This window comes from Salinibaculum sp. SYNS191, assembly GCF_037338445.1.
In the GTDB taxonomy this organism is placed as follows: domain Archaea; phylum Halobacteriota; class Halobacteria; order Halobacteriales; family Haloarculaceae; genus Salinibaculum; species Salinibaculum marinum.
Window position 1 is genome coordinate 477669 of record NZ_CP147838.1, and the last position, 25886, is coordinate 503554.

The window sequence follows — 25886 nt, forward strand, 5'->3', positions numbered from 1 at the left end:
TTTACACCGTTCGAGGACTTCTCCAAAAGCTTTACACGTGGAATGCCAGTCACGGAGCACGTTTTCAGACGTTGTCGTCGTCACCTTCGTTTACATCGTCGTCTGACACGTCATCTTTCAGGGACGCGAGCTCCGCGTCGACGTCCACCTCGACACCGTCCGGCCCCGGCTCCGCTTCGGCCCCGGTGGCCTCTAGCTGTGCCTCGATGTCGTCCTCGATGTCGCGGATGCGGGTCAGGAGTTCCCGTGCCTCGTCGTCGGGTGGTCGGCCCTCAAGCGCCTCGCCCAGGTCGGTCAGCGTCTCGTCCAGCCGCGAGAGCGTCGCGCGCCCCAGTTCGACAGCGCGCTGCCGGGTCCGGGGGCCGTCGTCCGACGGGCGGACGTCGCGTCCGTCGGCGAACCGCAGCGCGCGCTGGACGAGCCGCAGCGCCCGGATGTTCGTTTCGAGGACGAGCACGATGGCGGGGATGGTGACCTCGCTCGTGAAGCGGGCGAGTTCCCGCGGCGTCGGGGGGCGGGCCCGCCGGTCGGACGGCTCCAGTTCGTCCTGTAGGGTCTCCAGCGACCGGGTCAACTCGGACAGAAGCGCCGGCAGGTCCGCGTCCGTCTCGCTCATGGGGACGCGTAGGGGGCCAGCGCACATAAGACTGCGACACGCTCCACCCGTCGGAGGACCCACGGACGCGGGGGACCGGGGAGCGCACCGCGTTCTTAGGCCGACCAAAATCCTTTTGTTTTTAGGCCCACCTAACTCAACCGATGACAGTCGCCGACGACCGGCGCGGAGTCCGTGACACTGACGGTTCCGGCGGGAATGGCAGCAAAATCACCGCACACACGAGTTCGCCCGACCGGACGGTATTCACCGAACGCGGGAATACCGAGGGGTGGATTTCGACCGATACGACCGTGCCGCTTCGTCGCTGACGCGGGCGGTCAGTGCATCGTGGACTCGGAGACCAGCGTATCGCTTTCCAGGTAGTGCTCGATGTGGTGCGCGTCGTCCTCTGTCTCGACCAGAATGTCCCGGAGTATCTGGGCCGTCGCGTGGTCGCCGAGGTTCTCGGCGAGTTCCACGTGGTCGCGCAGGCTCTCGATGACGTCCCCGTAGAGCTCCATGTCGTTCGCCAGTGACGTGCGGATGTCGTAGACATCCTCGTCCTCGGCCTCGATAGTCGCGTGCTCCTGGAGGTTGCCCATGCTGGAGACCGGCGTCCCGCCCAGCGCCTGTGCGCGCTCGGCGAGTTCGTCGGCGGCCTCCTCGACGTTGCCGGCGGCCTCGCCGAGGAACAGGTGGAGGTCGCGGAACTCCGCGCCCTCGACGTTCCAGTGGTGCTTCTTGAGCTGGTGGTAGAGCACGTACGCGTCCGCGAGGTCCGCGTTCAGCGCGTCGATTATCTGCTCGGCCTTCTCCGCGTCGATGCGCAGGGCCTCGCTCTCCTCTACTGTACCGAACTCCTGGTTGACGGTCTTCTGAGTGCTCATCGTGTTTCACGTACTCCCGCGACCATATTAAAGACTGGCATCCGAGAACATTATTTTCTCAATCAGAAAACTAAGTGTTCGTTCCCACAAGTACACGTCGAGTAGTCGAAGTCGGGGGCGGGGTCGTTCAGGGCCGGGTGAGGACCACGGCGGCGTCGCCGTCGAACCGATCCGTGTCGTCGACCAGCGACCGCGCCTGGCGGTCGTGGAGCGCGCGGAGGGCAGTCAGTTCCCGGTCGCTCAGGTCCAGCGCCGTCCCGAACTCCTCCCAGACGTGGGGTCGAAGCGCGAGCACGTAGACGGCGTCGGTCCGGTGGACGAGCGGGTCCTGGTGGAACTGGTTGCGCCACTCGTAGACGATGTCGTCCACGCCGGGCAGGTCGCGGACACGCTCCTGATGGGCGCTCGCGATGGCGCGCAACGCGTTCTGTGGGATGTCGGAGTCGTCGCTGACGGCAGCGAGGATTCGGGTCTCGAAAGCCGCCATCGGGTCGCGTGACATAGGCCCCATAGGGCGGGAAGTGGCAAAATTTCCCCGACGTAGACGAGACAGTACATATATGCGCAGGGACGGTGAAGGTCAGTTGATGGGTACATTAGCGACGCTATTCGCACCACAGCGCGTGGCAGTTGTCGGTGCGACGGACCGTGAAGGGTCGGTCGGCAACGCGGTGTTCCAGAACCTCGTAGACGACTTCGAGGGGGAGGTGGTCCCCGTCAACCCGAGCAAGTCGTCGGTGCTGGGCCGGGAGTGCTACGACTCGGTTGCCGAGGTGCCACCGGTCGACGTGGCCGTCATCGTCGTCCCGCCCGACATCGCCGTCGAGGCGGTACGGGAGGCCGGCGAACACGGCATCGAGAACGTCGTGGTCATCACCGCCGGGTTCTCCGAGTCGGGCAGCGAGGGCGCGGCCCGCGAGCGCGAACTGGTCGACATCGCCGAGGAGTACGACATGAACCTCGTCGGGCCGAACTGCGTCGGCGTGATGTCGACCAGCGTCGGCCTGAACGCGACGTTCGCGCCGCTCAACGCCAACCCGGGGAACATCTCCTTCATGAGCCAGTCGGGCGCGTTCATCACGGCGGTGCTCGACTGGGCCAGCGACCGCGACATCGGGTTCAAGGACGTCGTCTCGCTGGGCAACAAGGCCGTCCTCGACGAGGGCGACTTCATCGAGGAGTGGGGCGCTGACCCCGACACCGACGTCGTCCTGGGCTACCTGGAGGACATCGACAACGGCCGCGCGTTCATGGAGACGGCCCGCGAAGTGACACAGGACACCCCGGTCGTCGTGGTGAAGTCCGGGCGCACTGACGCGGGGGCGTCGGCCGCCGCGTCCCACACCGGCGCAATCGCCGGCAGTGACCGCGCCTACGAGGCGGGCCTGGAGCAGGCCGGCGTCATCCGGACCGAGACGGTCCAGGAACTGTTCGACACGGCGTCGGTGCTCGCCGGCCAGCCGCTGCCGGACAACGAGAACGTCGCCATCGTGACCAACGCCGGCGGCCCCGGCGTGATGGCGACGGACGCCGTCGGCGACTCCTCGCTGTCGCTGGCCGAGTTCCGCGACGAGACGCTGTCGGAACTGGAGGAGTTCCTGCCCGACGGGGCCAACATCTACAACCCGGTCGACATCATCGGCGACGCGCCGGCCGAGCGCTTCGAGCGGACCATCGACGCGGTGCTCGACGACCCCAACGTCGGCATGGCGATCGTGCTCGCCTGTCCGACGGCGACGCTGTCCTTCGAGCGGCTGGCCGAGCAGACGGCCCGCCTGCAGGAGGCCCACGACACGCCCGTCGCGGGCGTGCTGATGGGCGGGACCTCGGCGCAGGACGCCCGAGAGGTACTCAGCGACGCCGGCATCCCCTCGTACTTCGACCCGGCCAGGGCCGTCGACAGCCTCGACCGCCTCCAGGAGTACGCGACCCTGCAGGACAGGGAGTACACCGAACCGGAGTCGTTCGAGGTGGACGAGGAGAAGCGCGACGAAGTGCTCGCGCGGGCGGCCGAGCGCGACTCGACGCGGCTGGGCGTCGAGGCGATGGAGTTGCTGGATGCCTACGGCATCCCGACGCCGGCGGGCCGGGTCGTCGACGACCCGGAGGAGGCCCGCGAACTCGCGGAGTCCATCGGCGGCGACGTCGTGATGAAGATCGTCAGCCCGGACATCCTCCACAAGTCCGACATCGGCGGCGTCGAGGTCGGCGTCAGTCCCGACGAGGTGTGGGACACCTACGAGGACCTGGTGGCCCGCGCCCGGCAGTACCAGCCCGACGCGTCGATTCTGGGCGTCCAGGTCCAGGAGATGATAGACTTGGAGGAGGCGACGGAGACCATCGTCGGCGTCACGCGGGACCCGCAGTTCGGCCCGCTCGTGATGTTCGGGCTGGGCGGCATCTTCGTGGAGGTGCTGGAGGACACGTCGTTCCGCGTCGCGCCGGTCCCGGAACCGGAGGCCCGCGAGATGACCGAGGAGATAGACGCGGCCCCGCTGTTGCAGGGGGCACGCGGCAGAGAGCCGGTGGACACGGACGAACTCGTGGAGGTCATCCAGCGCATCTCCCAGCTCGTCACTGACGTCCCGGCGATTACAGAACTGGACATCAACCCCGTCGTCGCGACAGCGGACGGTGTCACGGCGGTGGACCTGCGGCTGACACTCGACCAGGAGGAGCTATGAACACACTACTCGTCACGTCGACCGAACAGAGTACAGGCAAGACGGCACTCAGCATCGCGCTCGCGCGGCTCGCACAGGAGCGCGGGCTCGACGTCGGCTACATGAAACCGAAGGGCACCCGCCTGGAGAGCGCGGTCGGCAAGACCCGCGACCAGGACCCGATGCTCGCCCGCGAGTTGCTGGGCATCGACGCGGAGATGCACGAACTGGAGCCCATCGTCTACTCGCCGACGTTCGTCCAGGCGGCCATCCGCGGCCGCGAGGACCCCGAGGCGCTGCGCGAACGCATCGTCGAGAACTTCGAGACGCTGGCCGAGGACCGCGACCTGATGGTCGTCGAGGGCGGCGGCGAACTCTGGACGGGCGGCATCGTCGACCTGACGGACGCGGACGTCGCGGAACTGCTCGACGCCGACGTCCTGCTGACGAGCCGGTACCGCGACCCGACTGACCTGGACCAGGTACTCGCGGCCGCGGACAGCCTGGGCGACTCGCTGTACGGCGTCATCTTCAACGCCATCGAGAACGCCGACTTCGACGGCCTCAGCGAGGACGCGATGCCGTTCCTCGACGGGCGCGGCATCGAGTCGCTCGGTGCGCTCCCGCGCGACCGGAAGCTCGCGGGCATCACCGTCGCCGACCTGGCGGACGGCATCGGCGGGAAGATGTTGACCTCCGATGCGGCGACGGACGGCTTCGTCGAACGCTTCGCGGTGGGCGCGATGGGCAGCAACGCCGCCTTCGACCAGTTCCGGCGCACGCGCAACGCGGCGGTCATCACCGGCGGCGACCGGTCGGACATCCAGACGACGGCGCTGGAAGCCTCCGGCGTCGAGTGTCTGGTCCTCACCGGCGGCTACCGACCGTCCAGCGCCGTCATCGGCAAGGCCGAGGACAACGGCGTCCCCGTGCTGATGGTCCAGTCGGACACGCGGACGACCATCGACAGGGTCGAGGAGGCGCTCCGGTCCGGCCGGACGCGCAGTCCGGCAGCCATCGACCGGATGGCGGAACTGCTCGACGACGCCGTGGACGTGGAGGCGCTCGTCGGCACCGGGAGCGACGGCGGGGCAAGCGACGACGCCGAAGTCACTGACGACGGCGACAGCGACGACGACGAGTAGCGCAGCCCGCCACTGTTGTTTCAGTTATACTATCTGATATGCGTCAGACACACTTATTTTCCCCAAGATGTTATGCCGGTGTGGAGCCAGTTGGCTCCGTAGTGTCACACGCAGGGGCTCCCCTGCCCCTTCGTTCCCTTTGGTACTCAACCGCGAGCGACGCCACCGGAGCCGTCAGTCGGTCAACTCCGCGAGGACGAACGGGACGGTGCTTCCGAGCGGGTCGTCGACGCGGCGCTCCCAGACCACCTCGAACCCGGCGGCCGCCAGCAGGTCGCGGGTGCCCCGCATCCCCGGAGTGCTGAAGTACATCGACTCGCCACTCTGCAGCCAGTTCGAGCGGACCTGTTCGTACGAGGAGGAGCCGACGGTCATCAGCACCCGGCCGCCCGGCCGGAGGACGCGCGCGAACTCGTCGTAGACCTCGCCGTGGCGGTCGCGGTCGACGTGGAAGACGGCGTGGTAGGCGGTGACAGCGTCGACGCTGTCGTCGGCGAGCGGAATCGAGAGCATATCGCCCTGGAGAACGTGCGCGTCGGGGACGTTCCGGCGGGCCAGTTCGACCTGCCGGCGTGCGACGTCCATCCCGATAGCGGTGGCACCGGTGACGTTCGCCAGCGTCCGCCGGCCGTCGCCACAGCCGACGTCGAGGACAGTCGCGTCCGCCGGGAGGTCGGCGCAGAGTTCGCCGACGAGGGCGGCGTCCTCGCCGTCGGCGCGGCGCGTGGAGGCGTAGGCGTCTGCGACCCGTTCCCAGGCGGCCTTGACCTGACTGCGGTCCATGCCAACTCAAGGGCCGCCGTCGGAATCCCGCTTTCGGTGGTCAGCCCGTGATGACGATTGGCACGGGCGTGAAACAGAGCGCGCCCAGCACGAGCGTCAGCACTGCGACGGCCCGGCGACGCGAGCCGACCGGGGACTCGTCGACGGGCGTGGCGCTACCGAAGCGGGCGGCGATGAGGACGAGGATACCCCAGAACACCCAGATGCCGGCGGCGCGGCCGTCGCCGAAGAACGTGAGGTACCCGGCGAGACCGAACAGGAAGGCGGGGACGAGCTTCTGGACGGTCCCGATGCGGTCGCCGATGACCGCGCGGGTGACGTGCGCGCCGTCGAGTTGCCCGACCGGCATCAGGTTGAGCAGCGTGACGAGACAGCCGACCCAGCCGCCGATGACGACGGGGTTGACGATGACGCCGGGCTGGTCGTACACAAGCGGCTGGCCCAGCACCGCCGCGATGCCCTGGATGAGCAGCGGGTAGCCCAGTTCGATGCGGGTGATGATCGAGGACGCACCGACCTCCACCGGCGGCAGGGATACGCCGACCGCGGTGACGACGACGGTAGCGGCCAGGCCGGCGAGCGGGCCGGCGACGCCGATGTCGAACAGCGCGTCGCGGTCCGGGATGGTGTCTTTCATCCGGATGACGGCCCCGAACGTGCCGAGAGCGTTGGGAATCGGGATGAAGTAGGGCAGCGTCGCCTCGACCTCGTGGCGGCGGCTCAGGACGTAGTGGCCGAGTTCGTGGACCGCGAGGACGCCGAGGACGGAGAGGGTGAAGGGCAAGGCGTACACGACCGAAATCGGGTTCTCGGCGACGGGGATGCCGTACCACTGCGCGCCGGCGAACAGCGTGGTCACCACCGTCGCGAGGAAGAGGACGACGTTCGTCCACGGAATCCCGTCGACGGACAGCGACCGCTCGGTCGCGACGAGGACGTACTCGCCAGTCTCGTAGTTCATCCGGACGCGGTATCCCCGCTTGCGAAAGCGGGGCGCGACGTTCCGGACGACCTCCTCCTCGTCGCCCAGCGGCTCACCGTAGTAGCGGATGTCGCCGTCGTCGATTTCGACCTCGTAGACTGTGAACGCGTCACCGAGGACGCTGGGGTGGGGGAAGTCACCGCGCATCGAGGGCGGCGACTCGCCCGTTATTGGCGACGTGGCCATCGGATACGAGTAGGGGTTGCAGCCTTAAATTCCTGTTTTCGGGTGGGAGGCAGCGGCGCGCGAGCGTCCCTACTCCGCCCAGTAGTACCGCGGTGCGAGGGTCATGTAGGCGAGCGCAGCGAGCAACAGAGCGCGCGGGAACACACGTCCGAACGCGGCCGGCAGGAAGATTGCCCCGACCTGGACGACGCCCATCACCAGCGCGTCCCGCGCCCGGAGTTTGGGGTAGGGAACCGGCGCGACCATCAGCACCGAGAGGACGACGGCCGCCGGGAGCAGGACGGCGGGGGCGGTGAGCCCCGCGAGGTAGGCCGCGACGAGGATGGAGGCCGCCAGCGTGTTCTGGATGCCGGGACGGTCCTCGTCCTCGCCGACGTGGACGGTGTACAGCGCCGTCCGTATCAGGGAGAACACGACGACGACTGCCGGGACGGCCGACGCCGCCAGCACCGCTAGCCCCTCCGACATCGGCAGACTCGCCGGGACCGCATCGGCGATGACAGCCTCCGTCGCGGCCCACAGGAACAGCGCCGGCGCGGTGCCGAAGGAGACGATGTCCGCGATAGAGTCCAGCAGCGGCCCGACAGCCGTCCCGCCCTGCGAGCGGGCGATGATGCCGTCGAGGCCGTCGGCGACGGCAGCGAGCAGGATGAGCTGGGCAGCAGCGACCGGGCCGACGGTGACGGCGACGACCATGGCCACGACCCCCAGCACGGCGTTGAGCAACGTCATCACGTCGGCGACGCCGAGTCGCTGACGCACCTGGAGCGACATACGCGCCACGAGGAGGAGCGGTCACATGAAGGACGTGGATTGCGTCGCGGGAGTCCCGGAAGACATATACCCGCCGCGGAAAGTGTCCCTCACGACAGCGGGCACGGCCATGAACAGGTGTACGGCAGTCGAGTGCAGGGACTGTGGAACGGTGCTGACCGACGGCCAGTCCCATCCCTGTGACGGCGACCTGACACTGGTACACGACCACGGCCGCGTCCGAGAGAACTTCGAGCCAGAGGACGGCGACCCGGACGACCACTGGCGCTACGCGCCGCTGCTCCCCGTCGACCCGACGAACGCCGTCTCGCTCGGCGAGGGCGGCACGGCGCTCGTGGACGCGCCGACGCTCGGCGACGGCCTCGGCGTCGACCTCTCGCTGAAACTGGAGGGGGCGAATCCCACCGGGTCGACCAAGGACCGCGGGAGCAGCGTTCTCGTCACCTACGCGCGCGAGGCCGGGGCTGAGACGGTCGCCTGCGCGTCGACCGGCAACGCGGCCGCGTCGCTGGCGGCCTACGCCGCGCGCAGTTCGCTCTCCTGTCGGCTGTTCGTGCCCGACGACGTTCCCGATGCGAAGGCGGTCCAGCCGCTGGTCTACGGGGCGTCCGTCGAGGCTGTCGACGGCTCGTACGACGACGCCTACGACCGCTGCAGGACGGGCGCCAGCGAGGACGGCTGGGTCGACCGCAGCGCGGGAGCCTCGCCGTACACGGCGGCCGGTGCCCGGACGCTGGGGTACGAACTCGCCGAGCAGACCGCGGCCCCCGACTGGGTGGTCGTGCCGATGGGCAACGGCGGCACGATAGCCGGTGCGTGGGCCGGCTTCGAGACCTTCGCCGACCTCGGGTTCGTCGAGGGGACGCCCCGGATGCTCGGCGTCCAGGCCGAAGGGGCCCCGGCAATCCACGAGTCGATGCAGGACGGGCCCACCGAAGACGGCGACGGAACGACCTGCGCGGACAGCATCGACGTGGGCACGCCCCACCGCCTTGCCGACGCGCGGGCGGCAATCCGGGACAGCGGCGGGGCATCCGTCACCGTCACCGACGACGCCATCCAGCAGTTCACGGCGCGACTGGGACGTGAGGAGGGCGTCTTTGTCGAACCCGCCTGCGCCGCGGCCGCCGCCGGCATCGAGACCGCGCGCGAGCGGGGCACCGTCGACGCCGGCGATACCGTCGTCGCGGTGATGACCGGCAGCGGCCTGAAAGACACCGCGACGGCCCGGCAGGCGGTCGGTCTCCGGTAGCTCACTCCTCGTCGAGTCCGTACGGGAGGCGAAAGCGCGCCAGCGTGACGACCGTCCCGACGACGAGCACCAGGAGTTCCCAGCCCGCGCGGACCACCGGGAAGATGCGCTCTGGGTCGGTCTCCGTGCCGCTGGGGTCCGGATCGACGCCGGTACTGAAGCTCACGTCGGCGGTGCTGCCGAGTCCCTCCGGGACAGGGACGCTGCCACCCGACCCGGTCTGGACCTCCACGAACGTCTGGATAATGCCGCGCTGGTCAGACAGCTCTATCTTCCCGTCGAGGACGTAGAACTGGTCGACCAGCGGGTAGAAAGGGTTCACGCCACCGCGGACGATGTCGAGCCCGACGGCGGAGACGGCGTAGGCGACGATTGCCACCCACACGACGCGGACGCCGTAGTGGCCGTACCGACCGCGGACGAGGGAGTCGGTGCGCAGCGACGTGTCCGCCCACAGCAGGAGGGCGGCGGCCGCCGGGACGACGAAGTTGTGGAGGACGGCGCGGTGACTACCGGGGGAGACGAGTGCGACGAAGGAGTCGAGGTCCGCCAGTGCGGTGACGCCGACGACGACGGCCACGGCCCGCCTGTCGTAGGCGGCACCGAGGAGCGCGGCGGCCAGCAGGCCCGCGAAGGCCATGTGAACGACTGTCCCGGCCATACGCACACTTGTCCAGCCACCGAATGAGCCTTGCGGTGGTCCGGCCGCTCAGGTGTAGCTGTCGACGAGCTGGCGGAGCGTCTGTTCGTCCTTCACGCCGACCATCTGCTCGGCGGCGCTGCCGTCGGCGAAGAGGACGAGCGTCGGGACGCCCTGGACGTTGAACTCCCGGGCGATGGCCTGGTGGGCGTCGACGTCCACCTTCGCGACGGCCGCCGGCGTCTCGGCCGCGAGCGTCTCGACGGTCGGTTCCAGCATCTTGCAGGGGCCACACCAGTCGGCGTAGAAGTCGACGAGTACCACGTCGTAGTCGGCCACCAGCGACTGGAGGTGGTCGTTACCCTCCACGTGAATCGGCTCCTCGGGGACCGAAGCCGCGTTCTGGAGTTGTTCGCGCTTTCGTTCTCTGATTGCCTCGATATCGTCGGCATCTGAGTCGCTCATACCGTCCGGTAGTAGTCCATGCCGTATAATCACATCGTCGAAATGTGAGCCAGTCACACGAGCGACCGGCGGGCGAGTGACCTTTCGACGCCCGTCGACCCCACTAAAATTAAGAGGCCGCCCTGCCACCCGTGTGTATGGACAGAGACTCCACGCCGCAGGAGATTACGAACCTCGTCGGGCGGGAAGTGTACACGAACAACGGTGTGTTCATCGGTCAGGTAGAGGACCTCCGCCTCGACCTGGACGCTGAGGAGGTCACGGGGCTGGCGCTGCACGAACTCAACACGGACCTCTTCGGGAGCGAGGCCGCGTCAGCGCGCGGCGTCATCGTCCCCTACCGCTGGGTGCAGGCAGTCGGCGACGTCATCATCGTCAACGACATCGTCGAGCGGATACAGAAACAGAAGGCCGAGGCCGACGAGGAAGAGGAAGCGACGGCCTAGGACCCGTTCGAGCCGTCGCTGCCGTCGACGCCCATCGCCTGGAACAGTTTCTTCTTGACCGCCTCCTCCGTCAGTTCGAGCAGCGTCTCCCGGTTCTCGTCGCTGACTTCGATGCCGGTGAAGATGCCCATCGGAATCTCGACGCTCGCGTCCGTCGAGTGCCCCGCCGTCTCGCCGATGTCGTCGAAGGCGTCTTCGAGGACGCGGCCGATGTCCATCCGGATGTCCTTCGAGCGCGCGGCGAGGTAGATGGTGTCGTCCGCGATGGCGAAGACGGCCGTCGTCGTGATGCCCTCCAGGTTGAGGAGGTGCTGGGCGGCCTGCGTGAGCGCGTCCCGGTCGCGGATGAACCCGGCGTTGGAGACGAGATGCGAGCCCTGGACCTCGCGATTGCGGATGGCCTCGGCGAGCACGTCCAGCGTCTCCGGGGACATCGACGGCGACTCGACCTGTTCGAGCGTGTCGTGGTCGGCGAAGGGATAGAGGTATGCCGCGGCGGTCAGGTCCGCCGGTGTCGTGTCACGCTTGAAGTCCAGCGTCTCCGCGCGGATGCCGTAGAGCAGCGCCGTCGCGACGTGCTGGTCCAGGCTCAGGTCGAGTTCCTGGATGTACTTCGTCAGGATGGTCGACGTCGACGAGACGCTGGGACGGATGTCGGTGAACTCGGCGTCGTGGTCGTGCTCGTGTTCGTAGTGGTCGATGATGATGTCGGCGCGTTCCTCCGAGTCGGGTTCGCCGGCCTTCGCGTGGTCGACCAGCGCAGTGGTGTCGTACTCGGCGGGGTTGACCTCGTCGGCCGGGACGAGTTCGATGCCCAGCAGGTTCACGAACGCCCGATTCTCCTGGTGGCCGATTTCGCCCTCGTAGATGATGTCGGCCTCCACGTCGCGGCTGCTCGCGATGAGTTTCAGCGCGGCCGCGCTGGCGATGGAGTCAGGGTCGGGACTGCGGTGGACGCGGATGGCCATCCGGTTCTCCGTCCCGTCGATGACCTCGCCCAGCTGGCGGGCCTTGTGCTCCAGTTCGCCGGTCTCCAGCGCACGCAGCGCGGAGTCGGCGATGACCGCGGAGGGGTTGATGACCACGTCCGCCCCGAGCGTCGTGAGCCGGTCGGCCGAGACGGGGTCGGACGCCCGTGCGACGACGAACTGGTCTTCGCTGCGCGCCCGGATGTGCTCGACGGCGGCGGCGTTGGCCTCGACGTCGGATGACATGATGAGGATGACGTCGCGGCTGGCGACGGCGTCGGCGACCCGCTCGTCCCGGATGTCGTCCTGGCGAGCGTCGAGGTCCTGGTCCCGAAGCGCCTCCACACGGCCCTCGTCGGCGTCGATTATGAGGACGTCTTTCCCCTCCTCGACGAGTTCTTCGGCGACCGCGTGGCCGACGCTGCCGCACCCGAGAATAGCATACGTAGACATCGAAGCCATCGCGATACCGGTGCCCGCACTCATTAGTGTATCAGAGGTAGGTGTGAAGGCCCTTATAACACACAGGTTCGGAGGTGACGGGCAAGCCGGAGCACCGGAGGGCGGAGTGACCGCTACCGTCCGAGTACGTGACGAGCAACTGTACTGTTTGCTGGATGGAACGGTGTCCCGGCCGAAACGAGGGCGCGAAAGGAAACGTATTTTACCGGGCCACAGTAAGCGATTGTTGCTGGGCCGGTAGCTCAGTCTGGCAGAGCGACGGCCTCTTAAGCCGTCGGTCGAGGGTTCAAATCCCTTCCGGCCCGCTTCTGCGAGGAACGGACGTGACGAGCGACGCGGCCACGGAGGATTTGAACGAGAGAACACGCAGCGCGAACGGAGTGAGCGACCGTGTTCGCGTGGTTCACAATCCCTTCCGGCCCGCTTCTGCGAGGAACGGACGTGACGAGCGACGCGGCCACGGAGGATTTGAACGACGCTGGAACTTACGCGTTCGGGCGGTACATGGCGACAGTCCGTCCCGTCCCGGGAACAGCGAGCATCCGGTTTCCGACGGTGAGAATCGTCGCCAATCGCCGCTCCGTGTCGTAGGTCGTGACCTTCTCACCGCTCGCAGTTTCCAACGCGAGGATGCTGCTGTTCTCGAGGGAGAGATACAGCGTCCCCTTCGCGACGGTGGCGCTGGTTATCGGATTCAGCGTCGTGTACTCCCACGCGACGCTGCCGTCGGAGACAGCGTGGGCACGCACCGTCTTTTGTTCGTCACCGAGGACGTAGAGGTGCGTCCCGTCGGCCGCGACAGGAGCGAGCGACGCGTAGGGGGTGTCGGGGCCCGAGACGCGCCAGTTGCGCTCGCCGGACGCCTGGCTCAGCGCCTCGATAGTGGTCTGTCCCCCGTCGCTCTTTTCCAGTTTGACGTACAGTTGGTCGTCACCCGCGATGGTCTGCTGCGGGTTGAGGCCGGGGGCTTCCGTCTCGACCTCCCACGCTTTCGAGAGGTCGTCGCGGCTGAAGGCGACGAGATACCGCGTCGCGAAACCCGTCGTCGGCTCGAAGAAGTGGTACGCGTCGCTCGACCCGCGCCACGTCAGGCCGTCGTAGATGTCCGAGACGCCGGTCTCGACGACGGTTGAGGAGCGAGCGACGGTCTCGTCGGCGACGTCGTACTCGGCCAGCTTCCGTTTGCCGCCACCCGCGGAGACGACGAACAGGTACCGCTCGTCGTCGACGGGTCGAACGGGGAGCCTCGCGTTCTCGGGATGGGATTTGACCCACCGTCTGCTGCCGTCCGCTGCGGCCAGGCCGATAAGTCGGCGCTCTTCACTCTCGAAGACGAGCGTGTCCCCCATCAGGTACGGGCCGGCGGTGAGGCCGTCGATTCGTTTCCGCCACTGTTTCTCGCCCTCTGGTCCCAGTTTCGTGACCGCGTCGGTCAAGACGTAGGTGTTGCCCTGGTGTGCGACCAGCCGCACCTCACCGTAGCTCTCGGTCTCGTACGACCACGCCCGCTGGATGGCACTCGCCGGGGCCGGCCCGTCGAAGGACCGATTGTAGGCGTTCATCCCGGGGTCGGTCAGCCGACTCGGCGTGCTGGCGGTGTCCGTCTCGAAGGGCGTCTGCGATTCCCCCGTCGAGGACGACGTGGCATCGTCCGTCCCCGTTTCTGCACCCGGGTCGGTAGCGCCGCCGGTCCGACCTTCCGAGGGCGTCGCGTCTTCCCCGCCGTCTCCGTCACCGCCGGACGAACAGCCGGCCAGTGCCGCCAGGCCGCCTGCGGTCGTCGCCAGCACGCGCCGGCGGAACCACTGTCTGTCGTCGGTCTCGTCACGTTGCGCGTCGCCGTTGCAGGCTGCATCGTCTCTCATCCTGCATCCACCAACGGACGGATGGACAGAGAACTCACCCCGCGGGACAGTGGCCCGGACCGTGAGCCAGTTCAGATTATTTAAGTCCTCACCCCCCTCACCGCCTGACACGTGTCTCCCGACGACGCAACATTGGACGAGCAGATGGCGGTGGTCACCCGACGACTGGAGTTCATCGACCTGCTCGCGGAGCGCGGGCCGCTGGCGACGCGGGACGTCGTCGACGCGGTGAGCCAGTCGCGCTCGACGGTCACGCGTGCGCTCGGGGAACTCCGCGACGCAGGGCTGGTGGGAAAACGCGACGGGGGCTACGAGGCGAGCGTCGCCGGGACGATGGCCGCCGAGCAGTACCGCCGCCACGAAACCGCGATGGGGGCTATCTTCGACTCGCGGGAGTTGCTCGCACCGATTCCCGAGTCCCACGCGCCGCCGGTCGAGTTCCTCACCGGCGCGGAGACGATACTCGCCGACGAGGACATCCCGGTTCGACCGCTCGAAGCCATCTCGGAGCGGGTCCGCGGCGCGGACGCGGTGCGGGCGTACCTCCCGACGCTCGTCAACACCCACCTGCTCCGGGTCTGGCACCGGGTCGTCGTCGACGACGGCGTCGACAGCGAGGCGCTGTTCGACCCGGACTTGCTGACGGTGCTGAAAGGACAGTACCCACAGATTCTCTCGGAGATGGCTGCCGCAGACGACTTCTCCGCGTTCGCCGTTTCCGGGCCGCCCTACGGCGTCTTCCTCACGACACACGGGAAACGGGAGGTGGCAGGGCTCGTCGTCTACGAGGACGGGACCGCGGTCCGCGGTGTCGTGGTGAACGACACCGACGACGCCGTCGAGTGGGCCACAGACGTCCTCGGGACGGTCCGGTCGGAGGCGGACGCTGTAACCGACGACTTCGCCGCGCTGAGCGCCGCACTCACGGACGGCACGCCGACCACCCGGTCGACCGGCCACCAGCGGCCCCAGCGGGCAGACCTGCGCCCGAACGCTAGCCACGCGCTCCCGCTCGCGCTGGCGGAAGCGGGATTCATTCGTCTCTCGCCGGCGTCCCGCGACACGCACGAGGCAGCACCGCCGGAGGTGAGCTGGCGCACGGGACTGGCGCTCGCGGACGTCCGGGCGGGCCACGCCGTCCACCGGCGCGACGACGACGACGGGCAGAACCTCACCGAACGCCTCCTCGACGGACTCTCCCGGGGCCGCGACCACGTCGTCCTCGGACCGCCGGGGACGGGAAAGAGCACCGTCTGCCAGTCCGTCGCATCCGAGTGGGACGCCCGCGACTTCGGGTCGGTGCTCTACCGTCCGTACGGACGCGGCGACCCGTTCGACGCGCCGGCACTCCTGGAGGCATATCTCCGCCAGCACGAGGCGGACGTCCTCGTCGTCGTCGAGGACGCCGTCCGGGAGTCGGCCGACGCTCTGTTTCGGGTCGTACGGGCGCTCGAGGACGCCGAACACGTGTCGTTCCTGCTCGACGCTCGGACACGGGAGTGGGAGGATATCGACACGTTCTCTCTCGACCCTCGGCTCGACAATTACCGACGGACTGCGCTGGAGCAGGTGCGCGTGCCTGCGTTCGACGAACGCGAGTGCGAACGATTCGTCGAACACTTCCGGTCGCTCGTCGGCGACCCCGGCATCTCGGGAGCAGAACTGTTCGCGTCTCTCGACGGAGCCGACGGGGACGACGCTTCGGACGTCACACCCGGGAGCGCAGTACACGTTCAGTACCGGCTGTCACGCCATCACGACCCCGCGAGCGACGCGCCGACCGCTCTCGACGCGGCTGTCGCCCGGACGTATCGACGCATCGCCGACGGAGAGAACACGCTCGCGCTCGACATCGCCGTGACGAGCGCCGCACTCCACGTCGCTGGCGTCAGCGTGCGGCCGGCGTACCTCTCCGCAGTCGCGGCAGACGACGAGTTCGGCGCCGTCGACGACGCGCTGTCGGCACTCGAAGGGGAACTCCTGTTCGACCAGCGTCGCCACCGGCCGACGCAGCGCCCGGCGACCTATCGACTCCGCCACGAAACCTGGTCCCGGCGGTTTCTGGAGACCTTCGTAGAGCAGGTCCCCGACGGGGAAGCCCGCGAGCGGTTCGGTCGCTGTCTGACGCGGGTTTTGGCCCTGGCCGACCGGCCCGACCAGCGGGACCGGATAGAGCGTCACCGCGACGGTCGTACGCCCGGCCTCCACCAGATCGCTGCCGACCCCGAGACCTGGGCCGACAACGTCTCCGCCCGCCTGTTCGGCATCGGCAGAACGAACCCCGCGCTCGCGCCGCTTTTCGGGGACACCGACGGGAGTGCGCTCACGCTCCCCGACGCCTGCTCGCCGAAGACGCACCTCCAGCAGGCGTACTGGCGAGGGGAGATGAACCGCGTCCACGGCGCGTACGAGCGGGCCGAAAGGGAGTTCCAGACGCTCCGCGACCGGGCACAGACCGTCGCCGTCCCCACCGGCGTCTCGACAACGCCCTCCGCGCCGGCCGGTGCTCACGTCCACGATACCGACGAGACAGCCTCAGAAACGGCGTCGACACGCCGAGCGTACTGGCAGGCGCTCGCGCTGACCAAACTGGGGACAGTGTCCCGGGAGCGCGGCAACCTCGAGACGGCCGAGGACCGTCTCCGAGAGGCGCGGTCGCTGTTTCGGGAGATAGACGACCGACACGGGGAGGCGACGGTGTTGCTGAACCTGGGCGCGCTGGGCCACAAGCGAGGGACGCTCGAAGACGCCGCGACGGACCTCGAGGAGGCACTCGACAACTTTCGTGACGTCGGTGACCGCCACGGCGAGGGGAAGGCGCTGTTGAATCTCGGGGCCGTCGCGCACCGCCGCAAGTCACTCGACACGGCGACCGAGTACTTCGACGCGAGCCTCGACATCTTCCGACAGACGGCCGACCGCCACCGCGAGGGACTGGCCCTTCTCAACCTCGGCGCGGCCGCCGGGAACCGGGGCGACCTGTCGACTGCGATAGAACGGCTCGAAGCGAGCCTCGCCGCGTTCCGCGACATCGGCGCTCGCAGACGGATAGCCCACGCCCACCACTCGCTGGGGGAGATGGCCAGCAAGCGTGGGGACCTCGACACTGCCGGTTCCTCCCTCCGGGAGGGGCTGGCGCTCGCACGCGACATCGAGGCGCGAGCCATGGAGACGCTCCTGCGAATCAGCCTGGGCAACGTGGACCGAAAGCGAGGCGACCTGGAGACGGCCGCCGAGCAGTTCCAGCGCAGCCTCGACGCCGCGCGCGAGACCGGCGCTCGGCCGCAGGAGTCACTCGCGCTCGTCCACCTGGGGATGGTTGCCCGCGAACGAGAACAGTACGACGACGCGGCGGCGTACGTCGACGAGGGTCTGACCGTCGCCCGTGACAGCGACGCCCGCCGGGAGACGTGTCTGGCACGCCTCGAAGAGGGAATCGTCTCTCTGGAACGGGGCGACCACGAACGAGCGTCGAGTGCCCTCGAAGAGAGCCTCACGACTGCTCGGGACAGCGCCGACCAGCACCTGGAGGCGCGGTGTCTGTACGCGCTCGGCCGCCTCGCGCGGGCCCGTGACGCGCCCGAACGGGCGCAGTCGAGGCTGACGGCGGCCGCAGAGGCTGCGTTCGACATGGGTGCCGGCGTCTCCCGCGATATCGTCGACGAACTCGTCGACCTGTGTGAGACGCGTGGAGATGCCGAGACGGCCACAGAATGGTGTGACCGCGCGGTCGAGTTCGCCCGCGAGACCGACCGAAAGGAGATGCGCCGGCACTTCGACGGCCGCCGGAGTGCGCTCGACGGATGAGCGCGGGGAGCCTGGACTCGGTCGCCACACGAGAGCACTCGTATCCGCACCCACGGCACACCTCGCCAGCACACGCCGAATCTCCCCGGCCGTTCACCGGCAGACTCGATGGGGAGCCGCGCGGCCGAACCCCGCCGCGCTGGTGGCCGGTTCCGACGGACGACAGCCGTCCGTCTGACGGACCTTTTTGACGTCGACCCGCCTGCCTTCACGTGATGAACGACGTTCTATCCGACATGCCGGAAGTGGCTATCGAACTCTCCGAGGAGGAACTCGAGGCCATCGACGAGAAGGCCTTTGCGGACCACCGGGACAACCGCGAGGCGGCCATCCGGTCGCTACTGGCCGAGTGGCTGGAGCAGCGCGAGGAGTAGTGCAGGCGGCCGCTACAGCTCTTTTTCCATCTCGACGTGGGGAATGCCGGCCTCCAGGAACTCGTCGCTGACCGTCTCGTAGCCCAGCGACGCGTAGAACTCCTCGACGGCAGTCTGCGCGTGCAGGTCGACGGTCGAACAGCCCTGCTCGCGTGCCTCGGCTTCGAGGTGTTCCATCAGCCGTCGACCCAGCCCCTCGCCGCGGTGCTCGGCGCGGACGGCGACGCGTTCGGCCTTCGCCGTCTCGTCGTCGACGTACCGGACGCGCGCGGTGCCGACAGGGCGGTCGGTATCGGTCTCGTAGACGACGACGTGTGTCGCCTCGTCGTCCCTGCCGTCCATCTCCTCGGCCTCGGAGACGCCCTGCTCCTCGATGAAGACTGTCCGGCGGACGTCGTGGGCGTCCGCCAGCGTCGCCTCGCCGTCCACCCGACGGACCACGTACCCTGTCATCACCGGTCGTTCGTCGGCGTCCTATCTCAGAGTTACGGGACGTGGCCGGTGCGGTCTGCGAGACTTGAAAGTGTCTGGGAAATTCATTTTGCGCTGCACGTCGAACGGGGAGTGTATGCCGAACTTCGAGACAGTGAACTGCAACAACTGTAGTAGAGATTTCAAGGCACACGCGAGCGCGGAGGCCGCGGAGACGGGGTACTGCAGTCCGCGGTGTCAGACAGCGGGCGACGGCCTCGCCTGACTCAGTTCCCGTCGGGCGAGTAGTTCGGCGCCTCGTCGGTGATGACCACGTCGTGGGGGTGACTCTCCTGCTGGCCGGCCGAGGAGACGCGGACGAACTCCGCGCGCTCCTTGAACTCCGGAATCGACTCCGCGCCGACGTAGCCCATGCCGGACTGCATCCCGCCGACGAGCTGGTGGAGTTCGGATTCCAGCGTCCCCTTGTACGGGGTTGCCGCTTCGACGCCCTCCGGGACGAAGTCCTCGTCGTCCTCGGTGTCCTTCAGGTAGCGTTCGCCGCCGCCGGATTTCATCGCGCCGACGGAGCCCATCCCGCGGTACTGCTTGTACTTCTTGCCGTTCATCGTGATGACGCGACCGGGCGCCTCGTCGGTCCCGGCGAAGTAGGAGCCGAGCATCACCGCGTCCGCGCCGGCGGCGACGGCCTTGATAGCGTCGCCGGAGTAGCGGATGCCGCCGTCGGCGATGACCGGCACGTCGTGGGCGTCGGCCACGTCGGCGACCTGTGCGATAGCCGATATCTGGGGCATGCCTGCCCCGGTGACGACGCGCGTCGTACAGATGGAGCCGGGGCCGATGCCGACCTTCACGCCGTCGGCGAAGTCGATGACGTCCTCGGCGGCCTCGCGGGTCCCGATATTGCCGACGACGACGTCGGCCCCGACCTCCCGTTTGATGTCGCGGGCGCTGTCGACGACGTTGCGGTTATGCGCGTGCGCGCAGTCGATGAACACCACGTCCGCGCCGGCCTCGTCGGCGGCCTGTGCGCGGTCCATCTCGAAGGGGCCGACGGCGACGCCGGCGCGGAGGTGGCCGTTCTCGTCGCGGGCGGCGTTGTCGTACTCGCGGCGCGCGAGGATGCCGGCCATCGTGACGAGGCCGACGAGGCGGTTGCCCCCGTCCACGATGGGGACGCGCTCTATCTTGTGCTCGTACATGAGTTCCAGCGCCTCGCGGGGCGTGACCTCCTCGCCGGCGGTGACGACCTCGTCGGTCATCGCCTCGCTGACGGCGTCGGACTCGCCGACTTCCAGGTACGGACGGATGTCGGTGCCGGAGATGATACCGAGCACTTCGCCGTCGTCGCTGACGACCGGGGCACCGGAGACGCCGCGGCGCTCCATCATTCGGTCGACCTCGCGGACCGTCTGGTCCGGCGAGGCGGTGACCACGTCGCGGATGATGAGTTCGTCGGCGCGCTTGATGCGCTCTATCTCGGCGACCATCTCGTCGACGGTCATGTTGCGGTGCAGGACGCCGAGGCCGCCGTGGCGCGCCATCGCGATCGCCATGTCGCTCTCGGTGACGGTGTCCATCGCCGCCGTGAGCACGGGGACGTTCAGCGAGACGTTCTTCGAGACCCGCGTGGCCGTGTCGGCCTCGTCGGGTTCGATGTGACTCTCTTTCGGTCGCAGCAGTACGTCGTCGAATGTCAACGCCTCCGGCACCCGGAGTTTCTCTGAGAAGGGCTCGGACTCGTTCGCCATGTAAACCGTCGTCGGGCGTCGCTCAAAAGGGTTGCGAGATTCGCCAGTCGTGCCCCGTCGACACATGGCCCACGGGCAAACCAGAGGGTCCTGCCGGTGACAATCGCAGGGGGCAGCTACCGCTTCCCTCGAAGGAACTTCGCCGGTGCACACATCCGGGAATCGATGGGCGATTTCACACATTCCGCCCAGAAACAACGCGCGAATCTGGATGTGCGTACGGTGTGGTGCCGCTTCTCACACAATATTTTTACTCCGATGGCGCAATATTTACGACTATGTACTCCGCTGGTCCCACTTGCGGATGTATCGCCGCCAGGCTGTCGCGCTCGACGGAGAGCGTGACGAATACATTTTCCGTGGGACCCAACTTCGACGCGGAGTCGCCGGTGCGGGACCTCGGTCCACGAGCGGACAGGCTCGTACCGCAACACCCACCGGCCTCGGGAGACGGCCACCGGCCCTGAGCGATGAGTAGCTCCCGACACCCGATTGCGCTGTCCATCGAGCGGAAGGTCGGCGACGCGACGAAGCTGCTTGCTATCGTGATGTGTCTCCCGCTGGTCGACGGCCTGTTCCCCGCGCTCGTGCTCGCGGGCGCGCTCGACAGCATCACCGGCATCGTACAGGTCGGCCTGCTGGTGTTCGGCGGCAGCGCGACGGTCGCCGTCATCATCGCCGAAATGGACGACTCGCCGCGAAGCCAGGCACGAATCGTCCTCGGCGTCGGCGCTGTCGTGACGAGCGTCGCCGTCGTCGAGGCTGCGCTGGCGCCGACCATCGCCGGCGTGTTGAACCTCGTCATCTTCGAGCGCTTCGCCGGTCTCGTCATCCTCGCAGTCGCCGCGAGGACCGCCAGCGCCCGCATCGGGGAGTACCTGCCCCGACCGGCGGTCATCGTCGCGCTGGGGTTCGTCGCCAGCGTCGACCCCGCCGGCGCGGCGCTGGTCGTCGACGCGCGACCGGAACTGATGCTTCGCGCGGCAGCGGCAGCGGGCATCGGCGTCACGTTCGCGCTCGTCGTCGCACTGGTCAGCCCGTGGCTGCGCAACGCAGTCCACCTGGACCGCTTCCGGTTCGGGAGCGCGGTCGCACTCGGCGTGCTCCCGCTGTCGGTCTTCGGCGTCATCCCGGCCAACGCACCGCTCGCACTGGCGGTGCTCGTCATGACTGCGGTGTTCGCCTTCGAACCGGGCCGGGCCCGCGAGCGCGACTGGGAGTACGAACCCGACGACATCGACATCACCGCCGCGCTCTCCAACGACACCAGCCCGAGCAGCCGGCCCGTCGAGGAGCGGGTCGACGGCAGCGACGGCGGCGACTACGACGACGAACAGCTCCCCTGGCTGTAGCCGACAGCAAGGCTTAGGGCCGCGGCTCTCGCATACGTGGGCATGGCAGAGAACCGCGTGGTTCAGGGGCGGATGGTCACTCCGGAGAGTCTCGCAGAACTCATCGAGGGTGAGGACGTGATGGACGCGGAGCCGATTGGCGACGCCGACCGCGAGTGCCCGGAGTGCGAGGGCGACGTGCTCGAAGTCGGATACATGCCGTCGGCGCTGGAGTTCGTCACGGGATGGAAGTGCCAGGACTGCGACTGGTCGGACACCGACCGGGAGTAATCGAAATTCCTTTAGGCCGTTTCGTCCAACGGTGGAGTGCGGGCTCGTGGCCTAGTCCGGGAAGGCGGCTGACTCCAGAGGCTACGCGCCTGGGACGAGACTCCAGCTGATATACTGAGTGGCCGGCTGATCACCGGCCACCTTGATGACCCTCTGGAGTTCCGAGGCGCATCCGGAGATATCAGCCGATCGGGGGTTCAAATCCCTCCGAGCCCATTCCGTTTTTATAGGTTTCGCCGGATTAGTCGCACGAGAACACCTATTCGTTCGGGGAATATGACCAATTTGTGAGTAACTGGGCACCTGTCTGGTCGTATCGGAGACCCGAGCATGGTGTACCAGCGCGTACCTTCTTTTGTTAAGATAGCAATATGAAAGTATGGAGAGCAAGGGGCGAGAGTCGACATTCGACGATATATTAGATGCGCTTGCAAACCCGTACCGTCGGCAGTTACTCGTCGCGCTGTTAGCTCACAATCCGCAGGACGACGACGACCGCGACCCACTCGACGTGATTCCAGCACCGGACGAGCCGGAGGTCCTCCAGACAGAACTCGTCCACGTCCACCTGCCGAAACTCGCGGACAGGGGGTACATCTCGTGGAATCGTGAGGACAACACGATTAGCAAAGGCCCGAACTGGGACGAAATTGCCCCGCTTCTCGAACTCATCGACACCCACCGGGACGAACTTCCGGACGGGTGGCTCTAGCTCAGCCTCTGACCACTGGAGCGGCAGACGCTTCCGGAGTTCCAGGTTTGTCGGACGCTTCGGTCACCCTCGGCACAGTGGACAGCAGGGGGGACCACTCACTCCTCGTCGTCGCGGTCTCTCGCCAGTTCGATTATCTCGACTTCCCAGTCGTGGGTCGACCCGCGCGTCTGGAACTCCCACGCGCCGCGGACGTCGACGTTCGCTTCGGTCGCTTTCTCGACCGCGGCCGCGAGGACAGCCTCGAACTCTTCTGCATTTTCTATCGAAACGTCGGTGAGTATATCACGTGTCATGGGAGAGTGAGCCGTCTGACCTCGACTCGAAGAGTGTAACGACCCGCGACCTCTTCGTCTCTGACGAGGCCTTCTCCGGGTAGAGCGTTCGGTCTACCTCACCGCAGGTGGGCCACACTCAAATGCCTACCGTTGTGCTTGGTGTACCATGCATCTCGTTGCCGGTTGGTACACCAAGCATCCCTTATTTACCCGGCACGTACAGAAGATAGGACCAAACGAATGGCCGTCATAGCTCACATCCGGATACCCGCCGAGTCATTCGAACTCGGGCGCATTCTCGAACTGGAATCCGGTACAACAATCGAACTCGAAACCATGGTGCCCCTCGGCGAGAAGGCAGTCCCGTTCTTTTCGGTGACCGAGGAGGTGCACGAATCCTTCGAGCAGCGGGTGCAAAATCACCCGTCGGTCGATGATATCGTGGAGGTGAGCCGCCACGACAACGAACGGCTGTATTCGCTCGACTGGAACATCGCCCGGGACGTGTTCTTTCAAGGTGTCATGGAAGGCCAGGGGCAGTTACTGAGTGCGAAAGGAACCCCGGCCGAGTGGGAGTTCGAACTCCGGTTTCCGACCCACGAGGCACTCAGCGAGTTCCAGAAGTACTGTTCGAACGCGCACATTTCCCTCGAAGTCGGCCGCGTCTACAACCCGGTTCGTCCCGGCACGGGCGCGTGGTACGGGCTGACACCCGCCCAGCGGGAGACACTCGTTCTGGCAGTCGAGGGTGGCTACTATTCGATTCCCCGGGAGATATCGACACAAGACCTCGCCGACGCCCTGGACATCTCCGACCAGGCGGTCACCGAACGATTGCGCCGGGCAATCCATACTCTCGTCGAGAACACGCTCATCGCCATGGAAGCGGCCGAGGCGGAGGAGTTCGCACCAGTCGAGGACTGACGTCGGTGGGTTTCGAGCGGTGTAACCCCGCGGACGGGAGAAGGGGACCACGGGACGGCATCCTGTGAGACCGTCGGTACCAGCGCCGAGACGTGCCCGAAAACGACAGTCCGGTGAGTTGTCAGCGGAATTGCTAAGTCTGTCGACACACAGATACGTTAGTGATGGAGGGGGACCGCTGGGGAGACCGGTTTCGCGCGCTCGCTAACCCATACCGGCGGCAACTACTCGTCGCATTGCTGGAACACAATCCACAGCGCGACGACGACGTCGACCCGCTCGACCACGTGACCGCCGCCGAAGCGGACGCAGAACAGTTCCGGGCGACGCTGACCCACGTACACCTGCCGAAACTCGCGGAGCTGGGCTACATCGACTGGGACAGAGAGACCGGAAACATCAACAGAGGGCCGAACTGGGACGCCGCCGCCTCACTGTTGCAGTTGATTCGAGACCACCGCGACGAACTCCCCGACGGGTGGCGCTGACCGCGCTCGCAGGCCGGTCGAGAACTGCTATGTTATCACATCTGGTAATAGTTGGGTTTGTGATGGAACCCGAAAATCCAGCTATACCGTATTTACGGGTTTCTGAAGGAATTTAGCGGCCATTATCAGAACTGTCGCATCCACCCGAATTATTATCACACGCGATATCTAACCACCCACACAGGCACGGTCGGAGACTGGAGCGGACGCGACTGGCGTGGCCGGAGCGGAGACACCCACATGCACGTATCCAAACGCAGCCTCGGTGAGGGCTACATCGTCGGAACGGGCGTCGTCCTGGCGGTCGTTCTGGTCGGGCAGCTCCTGCGCAGCGAGCCGGGAGCCGCGCTGTGGAGCCTCGCCTGGAGCGTCCCCGTCGTCGTCCTCGTCGGAGCCGCGTTCTGGTTGCAGCGGCTCGACCTGACCAGCCAGCAGATATGGACCGTCGCGGAGTGCAGTTCGCTCGGCCTCGGCATCGGGACGCTGGTCCTGTTCGGCGTCGAAATCGGCACGCCAGCGGCACCGCTGTCGACGACGGGGTCTGTGCTCCTGGGCACGACGCTGTCGACGATGGCCGTCGCCGGCGCGTTCGCGGGGGTCACCTGCAGCGTCCACCAGGCGAAGCTCGACCTCCGGCGGCAAAACGCCGTCCTGAACCGGGTGCTGCGGCACAACCTCCGCAACGACATGACCGTCGTCATGTGTATGCTGGACGACATCGACGCGGCGACGGACCAGGCCCACGAGGACACCATCGACCGGGCGAAAGAGAAGATAGAGTCACTCGTCAGGCTGACAGACAAGGTCAGGCGAGCCAGCGGCCCGCCGACGGCCAACCGAGACCCGACGGAGCCAGTGGACCTCGCCAGACTCGTCGAACGGCGAGTCTCCGAACTGGACGATACCTACCCCGACGTGACCATCGAGACGGCGCTACCCGGCGAGGCGCTGGCCTACGTCGACCACAGTTTCGGGCTCGTGGTCGACAACATCGTCGAGAGCGCGCGCTCGACTGACGCCGCGCCCGACCTGGAAATCGCCGTCGAAACCGGAGCCAGCACCGTCAGCCTGTGCGTCGAGGACCGCAGCCGGACGATTCCACAGGCAGACCTCGCCGCCGTCGCGGGCGGGTCCGAAACCGCGCTGGAACACGGCCTCGGGGTGGAACTCTGGCTGGTGGAGTGGCTCGTCGACGCCAACAACGGCGATGTGACCTTCGACGCCGACGGCGAGGTGCGACGCATCACTGTCGAGGTCGACCGCGCGTCCGACCGCTGGCTGCAGTGACCGGGCGATGCAGTGTCGACCCCAGGACCCATCGACTTGTTTCCGGGCTCTGTGAGGATAGGTGACACATCTCTCATCCAGATGACAGCCAACGG

At 67.2% G+C, this 25886-nt stretch carries 27 protein-coding genes and 2 tRNA genes; 16 read left to right on the top strand and 13 right to left on the bottom strand.

Annotated elements, in window-relative coordinates; translation table 11 throughout:
- Positions 1 to 64 precede the first annotated feature (64 nt).
- A complete protein-coding gene (locus WDJ57_RS02585) occupies positions 65 to 616 on the bottom strand; it encodes a DUF7547 family protein (RefSeq protein WP_338903641.1) in 552 nt (183 codons plus the stop codon).
- Positions 617 to 759: 143 nt separating this feature from the next.
- Here WDJ57_RS02585 and WDJ57_RS02590 point away from each other — a divergent pair, with 143 nt between their 5' ends.
- Complete coding sequence (locus WDJ57_RS02590; protein ID WP_338903643.1) at positions 760 to 927, top strand: hypothetical protein; 168 nt, start codon at positions 760 to 762, stop codon at positions 925 to 927.
- Between the two features lie 9 nt (positions 928 to 936).
- On the opposite strand, the gene dpsA is transcribed toward WDJ57_RS02590, so the two are convergent.
- Together dpsA and WDJ57_RS02600 are read right to left on the bottom strand one after the other, a co-directional pair.
- Positions 937 to 1485: a DNA starvation/stationary phase protection protein DpsA gene (gene dpsA, locus WDJ57_RS02595; RefSeq protein WP_338903645.1), complete on the bottom strand. Its 549-nt coding sequence runs from the start codon at positions 1483 to 1485 to the stop codon at positions 937 to 939.
- 127 nt (positions 1486 to 1612) lie between these two features.
- Positions 1613 to 1987, bottom strand: coding sequence for a hypothetical protein (locus WDJ57_RS02600; RefSeq protein ID WP_338903647.1), 375 nt, complete (start codon positions 1985 to 1987; stop codon positions 1613 to 1615).
- 85 nt (positions 1988 to 2072) lie between these two features.
- Between WDJ57_RS02600 and acs the strand changes: the two genes are divergently transcribed.
- The gene (gene acs / locus WDJ57_RS02605; protein WP_338903648.1) at positions 2073 to 4169 is read left to right on the top strand and encodes an acetate--CoA ligase alpha subunit; all 2097 of its coding nucleotides are present in this window, start codon (positions 2073 to 2075) and stop codon (positions 4167 to 4169) included.
- Positions 4166 to 5293 (top strand): phosphotransacetylase family protein, encoded by a 1128-nt coding sequence (locus WDJ57_RS02610; RefSeq protein WP_338903650.1) that lies wholly within the window; start codon positions 4166 to 4168, stop codon positions 5291 to 5293. Before acs ends, WDJ57_RS02610 begins: the two co-directional genes overlap by 4 nt.
- A gap of 174 nt (positions 5294 to 5467) precedes the next feature.
- On the opposite strand, the gene WDJ57_RS02615 is transcribed toward WDJ57_RS02610, so the two are convergent.
- The 3 genes from WDJ57_RS02615 to WDJ57_RS02625 all read right to left on the bottom strand — a co-directional run bounded on the left by WDJ57_RS02615 (position 5468) and on the right by WDJ57_RS02625 (position 8018).
- A complete protein-coding gene (locus WDJ57_RS02615; protein ID WP_338903652.1) occupies positions 5468 to 6076 on the bottom strand; it encodes a class I SAM-dependent methyltransferase in 609 nt (202 codons plus the stop codon).
- Between the two features lie 40 nt (positions 6077 to 6116).
- Positions 6117 to 7244 (bottom strand): site-2 protease family protein, encoded by a 1128-nt coding sequence (locus tag WDJ57_RS02620; RefSeq protein WP_380630196.1) that lies wholly within the window; start codon positions 7242 to 7244, stop codon positions 6117 to 6119.
- A gap of 69 nt (positions 7245 to 7313) precedes the next feature.
- Positions 7314 to 8018, bottom strand: a complete 705-nt coding sequence (locus WDJ57_RS02625; RefSeq protein ID WP_338903653.1) for a protein sorting system archaetidylserine synthase — start codon at positions 8016 to 8018, stop codon at positions 7314 to 7316.
- 109 nt (positions 8019 to 8127) lie between these two features.
- Between WDJ57_RS02625 and thrC the strand changes: the two genes are divergently transcribed.
- Positions 8128 to 9270: a threonine synthase gene (gene thrC / locus WDJ57_RS02630; protein WP_338903655.1), complete on the top strand. Its 1143-nt coding sequence runs from the start codon at positions 8128 to 8130 to the stop codon at positions 9268 to 9270.
- A gap of 1 nt (position 9271) precedes the next feature.
- Here the strand turns inward: thrC and WDJ57_RS02635 are convergent, their stop codons facing one another.
- Both WDJ57_RS02635 and trxA read right to left on the bottom strand, forming a co-directional pair.
- Positions 9272 to 9931: a metal-dependent hydrolase gene (locus WDJ57_RS02635; protein WP_338903657.1), complete on the bottom strand. Its 660-nt coding sequence runs from the start codon at positions 9929 to 9931 to the stop codon at positions 9272 to 9274.
- A gap of 48 nt (positions 9932 to 9979) precedes the next feature.
- Complete coding sequence (gene trxA, locus WDJ57_RS02640; protein WP_338903659.1) at positions 9980 to 10375, bottom strand: thioredoxin; 396 nt, start codon at positions 10373 to 10375, stop codon at positions 9980 to 9982.
- 137 nt (positions 10376 to 10512) lie between these two features.
- On the opposite strand from trxA, the gene WDJ57_RS02645 reads away from it, so the two are divergent.
- Positions 10513 to 10821: a PRC-barrel domain-containing protein gene (locus WDJ57_RS02645; RefSeq protein ID WP_338903661.1), complete on the top strand. Its 309-nt coding sequence runs from the start codon at positions 10513 to 10515 to the stop codon at positions 10819 to 10821.
- Here the strand turns inward: WDJ57_RS02645 and WDJ57_RS02650 are convergent.
- Complete coding sequence (locus WDJ57_RS02650) at positions 10818 to 12242, bottom strand: DHH family phosphoesterase (protein WP_338903662.1); 1425 nt, start codon at positions 12240 to 12242, stop codon at positions 10818 to 10820. The genes WDJ57_RS02645 and WDJ57_RS02650 overlap by 4 nt on opposite strands.
- 240 nt (positions 12243 to 12482) lie before the next feature.
- Here WDJ57_RS02650 and WDJ57_RS02655 point away from each other — a divergent pair.
- Positions 12483 to 12556 (top strand) — tRNA-Lys (locus WDJ57_RS02655).
- 180 nt (positions 12557 to 12736) lie between these two features.
- Here the strand turns inward: WDJ57_RS02655 and WDJ57_RS02660 are convergent.
- Positions 12737 to 14116, bottom strand: coding sequence for a PQQ-binding-like beta-propeller repeat protein (locus WDJ57_RS02660; protein ID WP_338903663.1), 1380 nt, complete (start codon positions 14114 to 14116; stop codon positions 12737 to 12739).
- 111 nt (positions 14117 to 14227) lie between these two features.
- Between WDJ57_RS02660 and WDJ57_RS02665 the strand changes: the two genes are divergently transcribed.
- Complete coding sequence (locus tag WDJ57_RS02665) at positions 14228 to 17923, top strand: tetratricopeptide repeat protein (protein ID WP_338903664.1); 3696 nt, start codon at positions 14228 to 14230, stop codon at positions 17921 to 17923.
- A gap of 215 nt (positions 17924 to 18138) precedes the next feature.
- Positions 18139 to 18297, top strand: a complete 159-nt coding sequence (locus WDJ57_RS02670) for a ribbon-helix-helix protein, CopG family (protein WP_338903666.1) — start codon at positions 18139 to 18141, stop codon at positions 18295 to 18297.
- A 12-nt stretch (positions 18298 to 18309) separates the two neighbouring features.
- Here WDJ57_RS02670 and WDJ57_RS02675 read toward each other — a convergent pair whose 3' ends face one another.
- On the bottom strand, positions 18310 to 18750 hold the full coding sequence (locus tag WDJ57_RS02675) for a GNAT family N-acetyltransferase (RefSeq protein WP_338903667.1): 441 nt from the start codon (positions 18748 to 18750) through the stop codon (positions 18310 to 18312).
- Between the two features lie 115 nt (positions 18751 to 18865).
- Between WDJ57_RS02675 and WDJ57_RS02680 the strand changes: the two genes are divergently transcribed.
- On the top strand, positions 18866 to 18994 hold the full coding sequence (locus tag WDJ57_RS02680; RefSeq protein ID WP_338903668.1) for a hypothetical protein: 129 nt from the start codon (positions 18866 to 18868) through the stop codon (positions 18992 to 18994).
- Position 18995: 1 nt separating this feature from the next.
- On the opposite strand, the gene guaB is transcribed toward WDJ57_RS02680, so the two are convergent.
- Positions 18996 to 20480 carry an IMP dehydrogenase gene (gene guaB / locus WDJ57_RS02685; protein ID WP_338903669.1) on the bottom strand — a complete coding sequence of 495 codons (1485 nt, stop codon included), beginning with the start codon at positions 20478 to 20480 and terminating at the stop codon, positions 18996 to 18998.
- A 470-nt stretch (positions 20481 to 20950) separates the two neighbouring features.
- On the opposite strand from guaB, the gene WDJ57_RS02690 reads away from it, so the two are divergent.
- The 4 genes from WDJ57_RS02690 to WDJ57_RS02705 all read left to right on the top strand — a co-directional run bounded on the left by WDJ57_RS02690 (position 20951) and on the right by WDJ57_RS02705 (position 22814).
- Positions 20951 to 21832: a DUF5794 domain-containing protein gene (locus WDJ57_RS02690; protein ID WP_338903670.1), complete on the top strand. Its 882-nt coding sequence runs from the start codon at positions 20951 to 20953 to the stop codon at positions 21830 to 21832.
- 42 nt (positions 21833 to 21874) lie between these two features.
- On the top strand, positions 21875 to 22102 hold the full coding sequence (locus WDJ57_RS02695) for a DUF5795 family protein (RefSeq protein ID WP_338903671.1): 228 nt from the start codon (positions 21875 to 21877) through the stop codon (positions 22100 to 22102).
- A gap of 40 nt (positions 22103 to 22142) precedes the next feature.
- Positions 22143 to 22318, top strand: a tRNA-Trp gene (locus WDJ57_RS02700).
- Between the two features lie 163 nt (positions 22319 to 22481).
- On the top strand, positions 22482 to 22814 hold the full coding sequence (locus WDJ57_RS02705; RefSeq protein ID WP_338903673.1) for an ArsR family transcriptional regulator: 333 nt from the start codon (positions 22482 to 22484) through the stop codon (positions 22812 to 22814).
- A 98-nt stretch (positions 22815 to 22912) separates the two neighbouring features.
- On the opposite strand, the gene WDJ57_RS02710 is transcribed toward WDJ57_RS02705, so the two are convergent.
- Positions 22913 to 23110 (bottom strand): hypothetical protein, encoded by a 198-nt coding sequence (locus tag WDJ57_RS02710; RefSeq protein ID WP_338903674.1) that lies wholly within the window; start codon positions 23108 to 23110, stop codon positions 22913 to 22915.
- 222 nt (positions 23111 to 23332) lie between these two features.
- Here WDJ57_RS02710 and WDJ57_RS02715 point away from each other — a divergent pair, with 222 nt between their 5' ends.
- The 3 genes from WDJ57_RS02715 to WDJ57_RS02725 all read left to right on the top strand — a co-directional run bounded on the left by WDJ57_RS02715 (position 23333) and on the right by WDJ57_RS02725 (position 25791).
- Positions 23333 to 24016: a helix-turn-helix domain-containing protein gene (locus WDJ57_RS02715; RefSeq protein WP_338903675.1), complete on the top strand. Its 684-nt coding sequence runs from the start codon at positions 23333 to 23335 to the stop codon at positions 24014 to 24016.
- 164 nt (positions 24017 to 24180) lie between these two features.
- Positions 24181 to 24504: a DUF7344 domain-containing protein gene (locus WDJ57_RS02720; RefSeq protein WP_338903677.1), complete on the top strand. Its 324-nt coding sequence runs from the start codon at positions 24181 to 24183 to the stop codon at positions 24502 to 24504.
- 240 nt (positions 24505 to 24744) lie between these two features.
- A complete protein-coding gene (locus WDJ57_RS02725; RefSeq protein ID WP_338903679.1) occupies positions 24745 to 25791 on the top strand; it encodes a sensor histidine kinase in 1047 nt (348 codons plus the stop codon).
- Positions 25792 to 25886 lie beyond the last annotated feature (95 nt).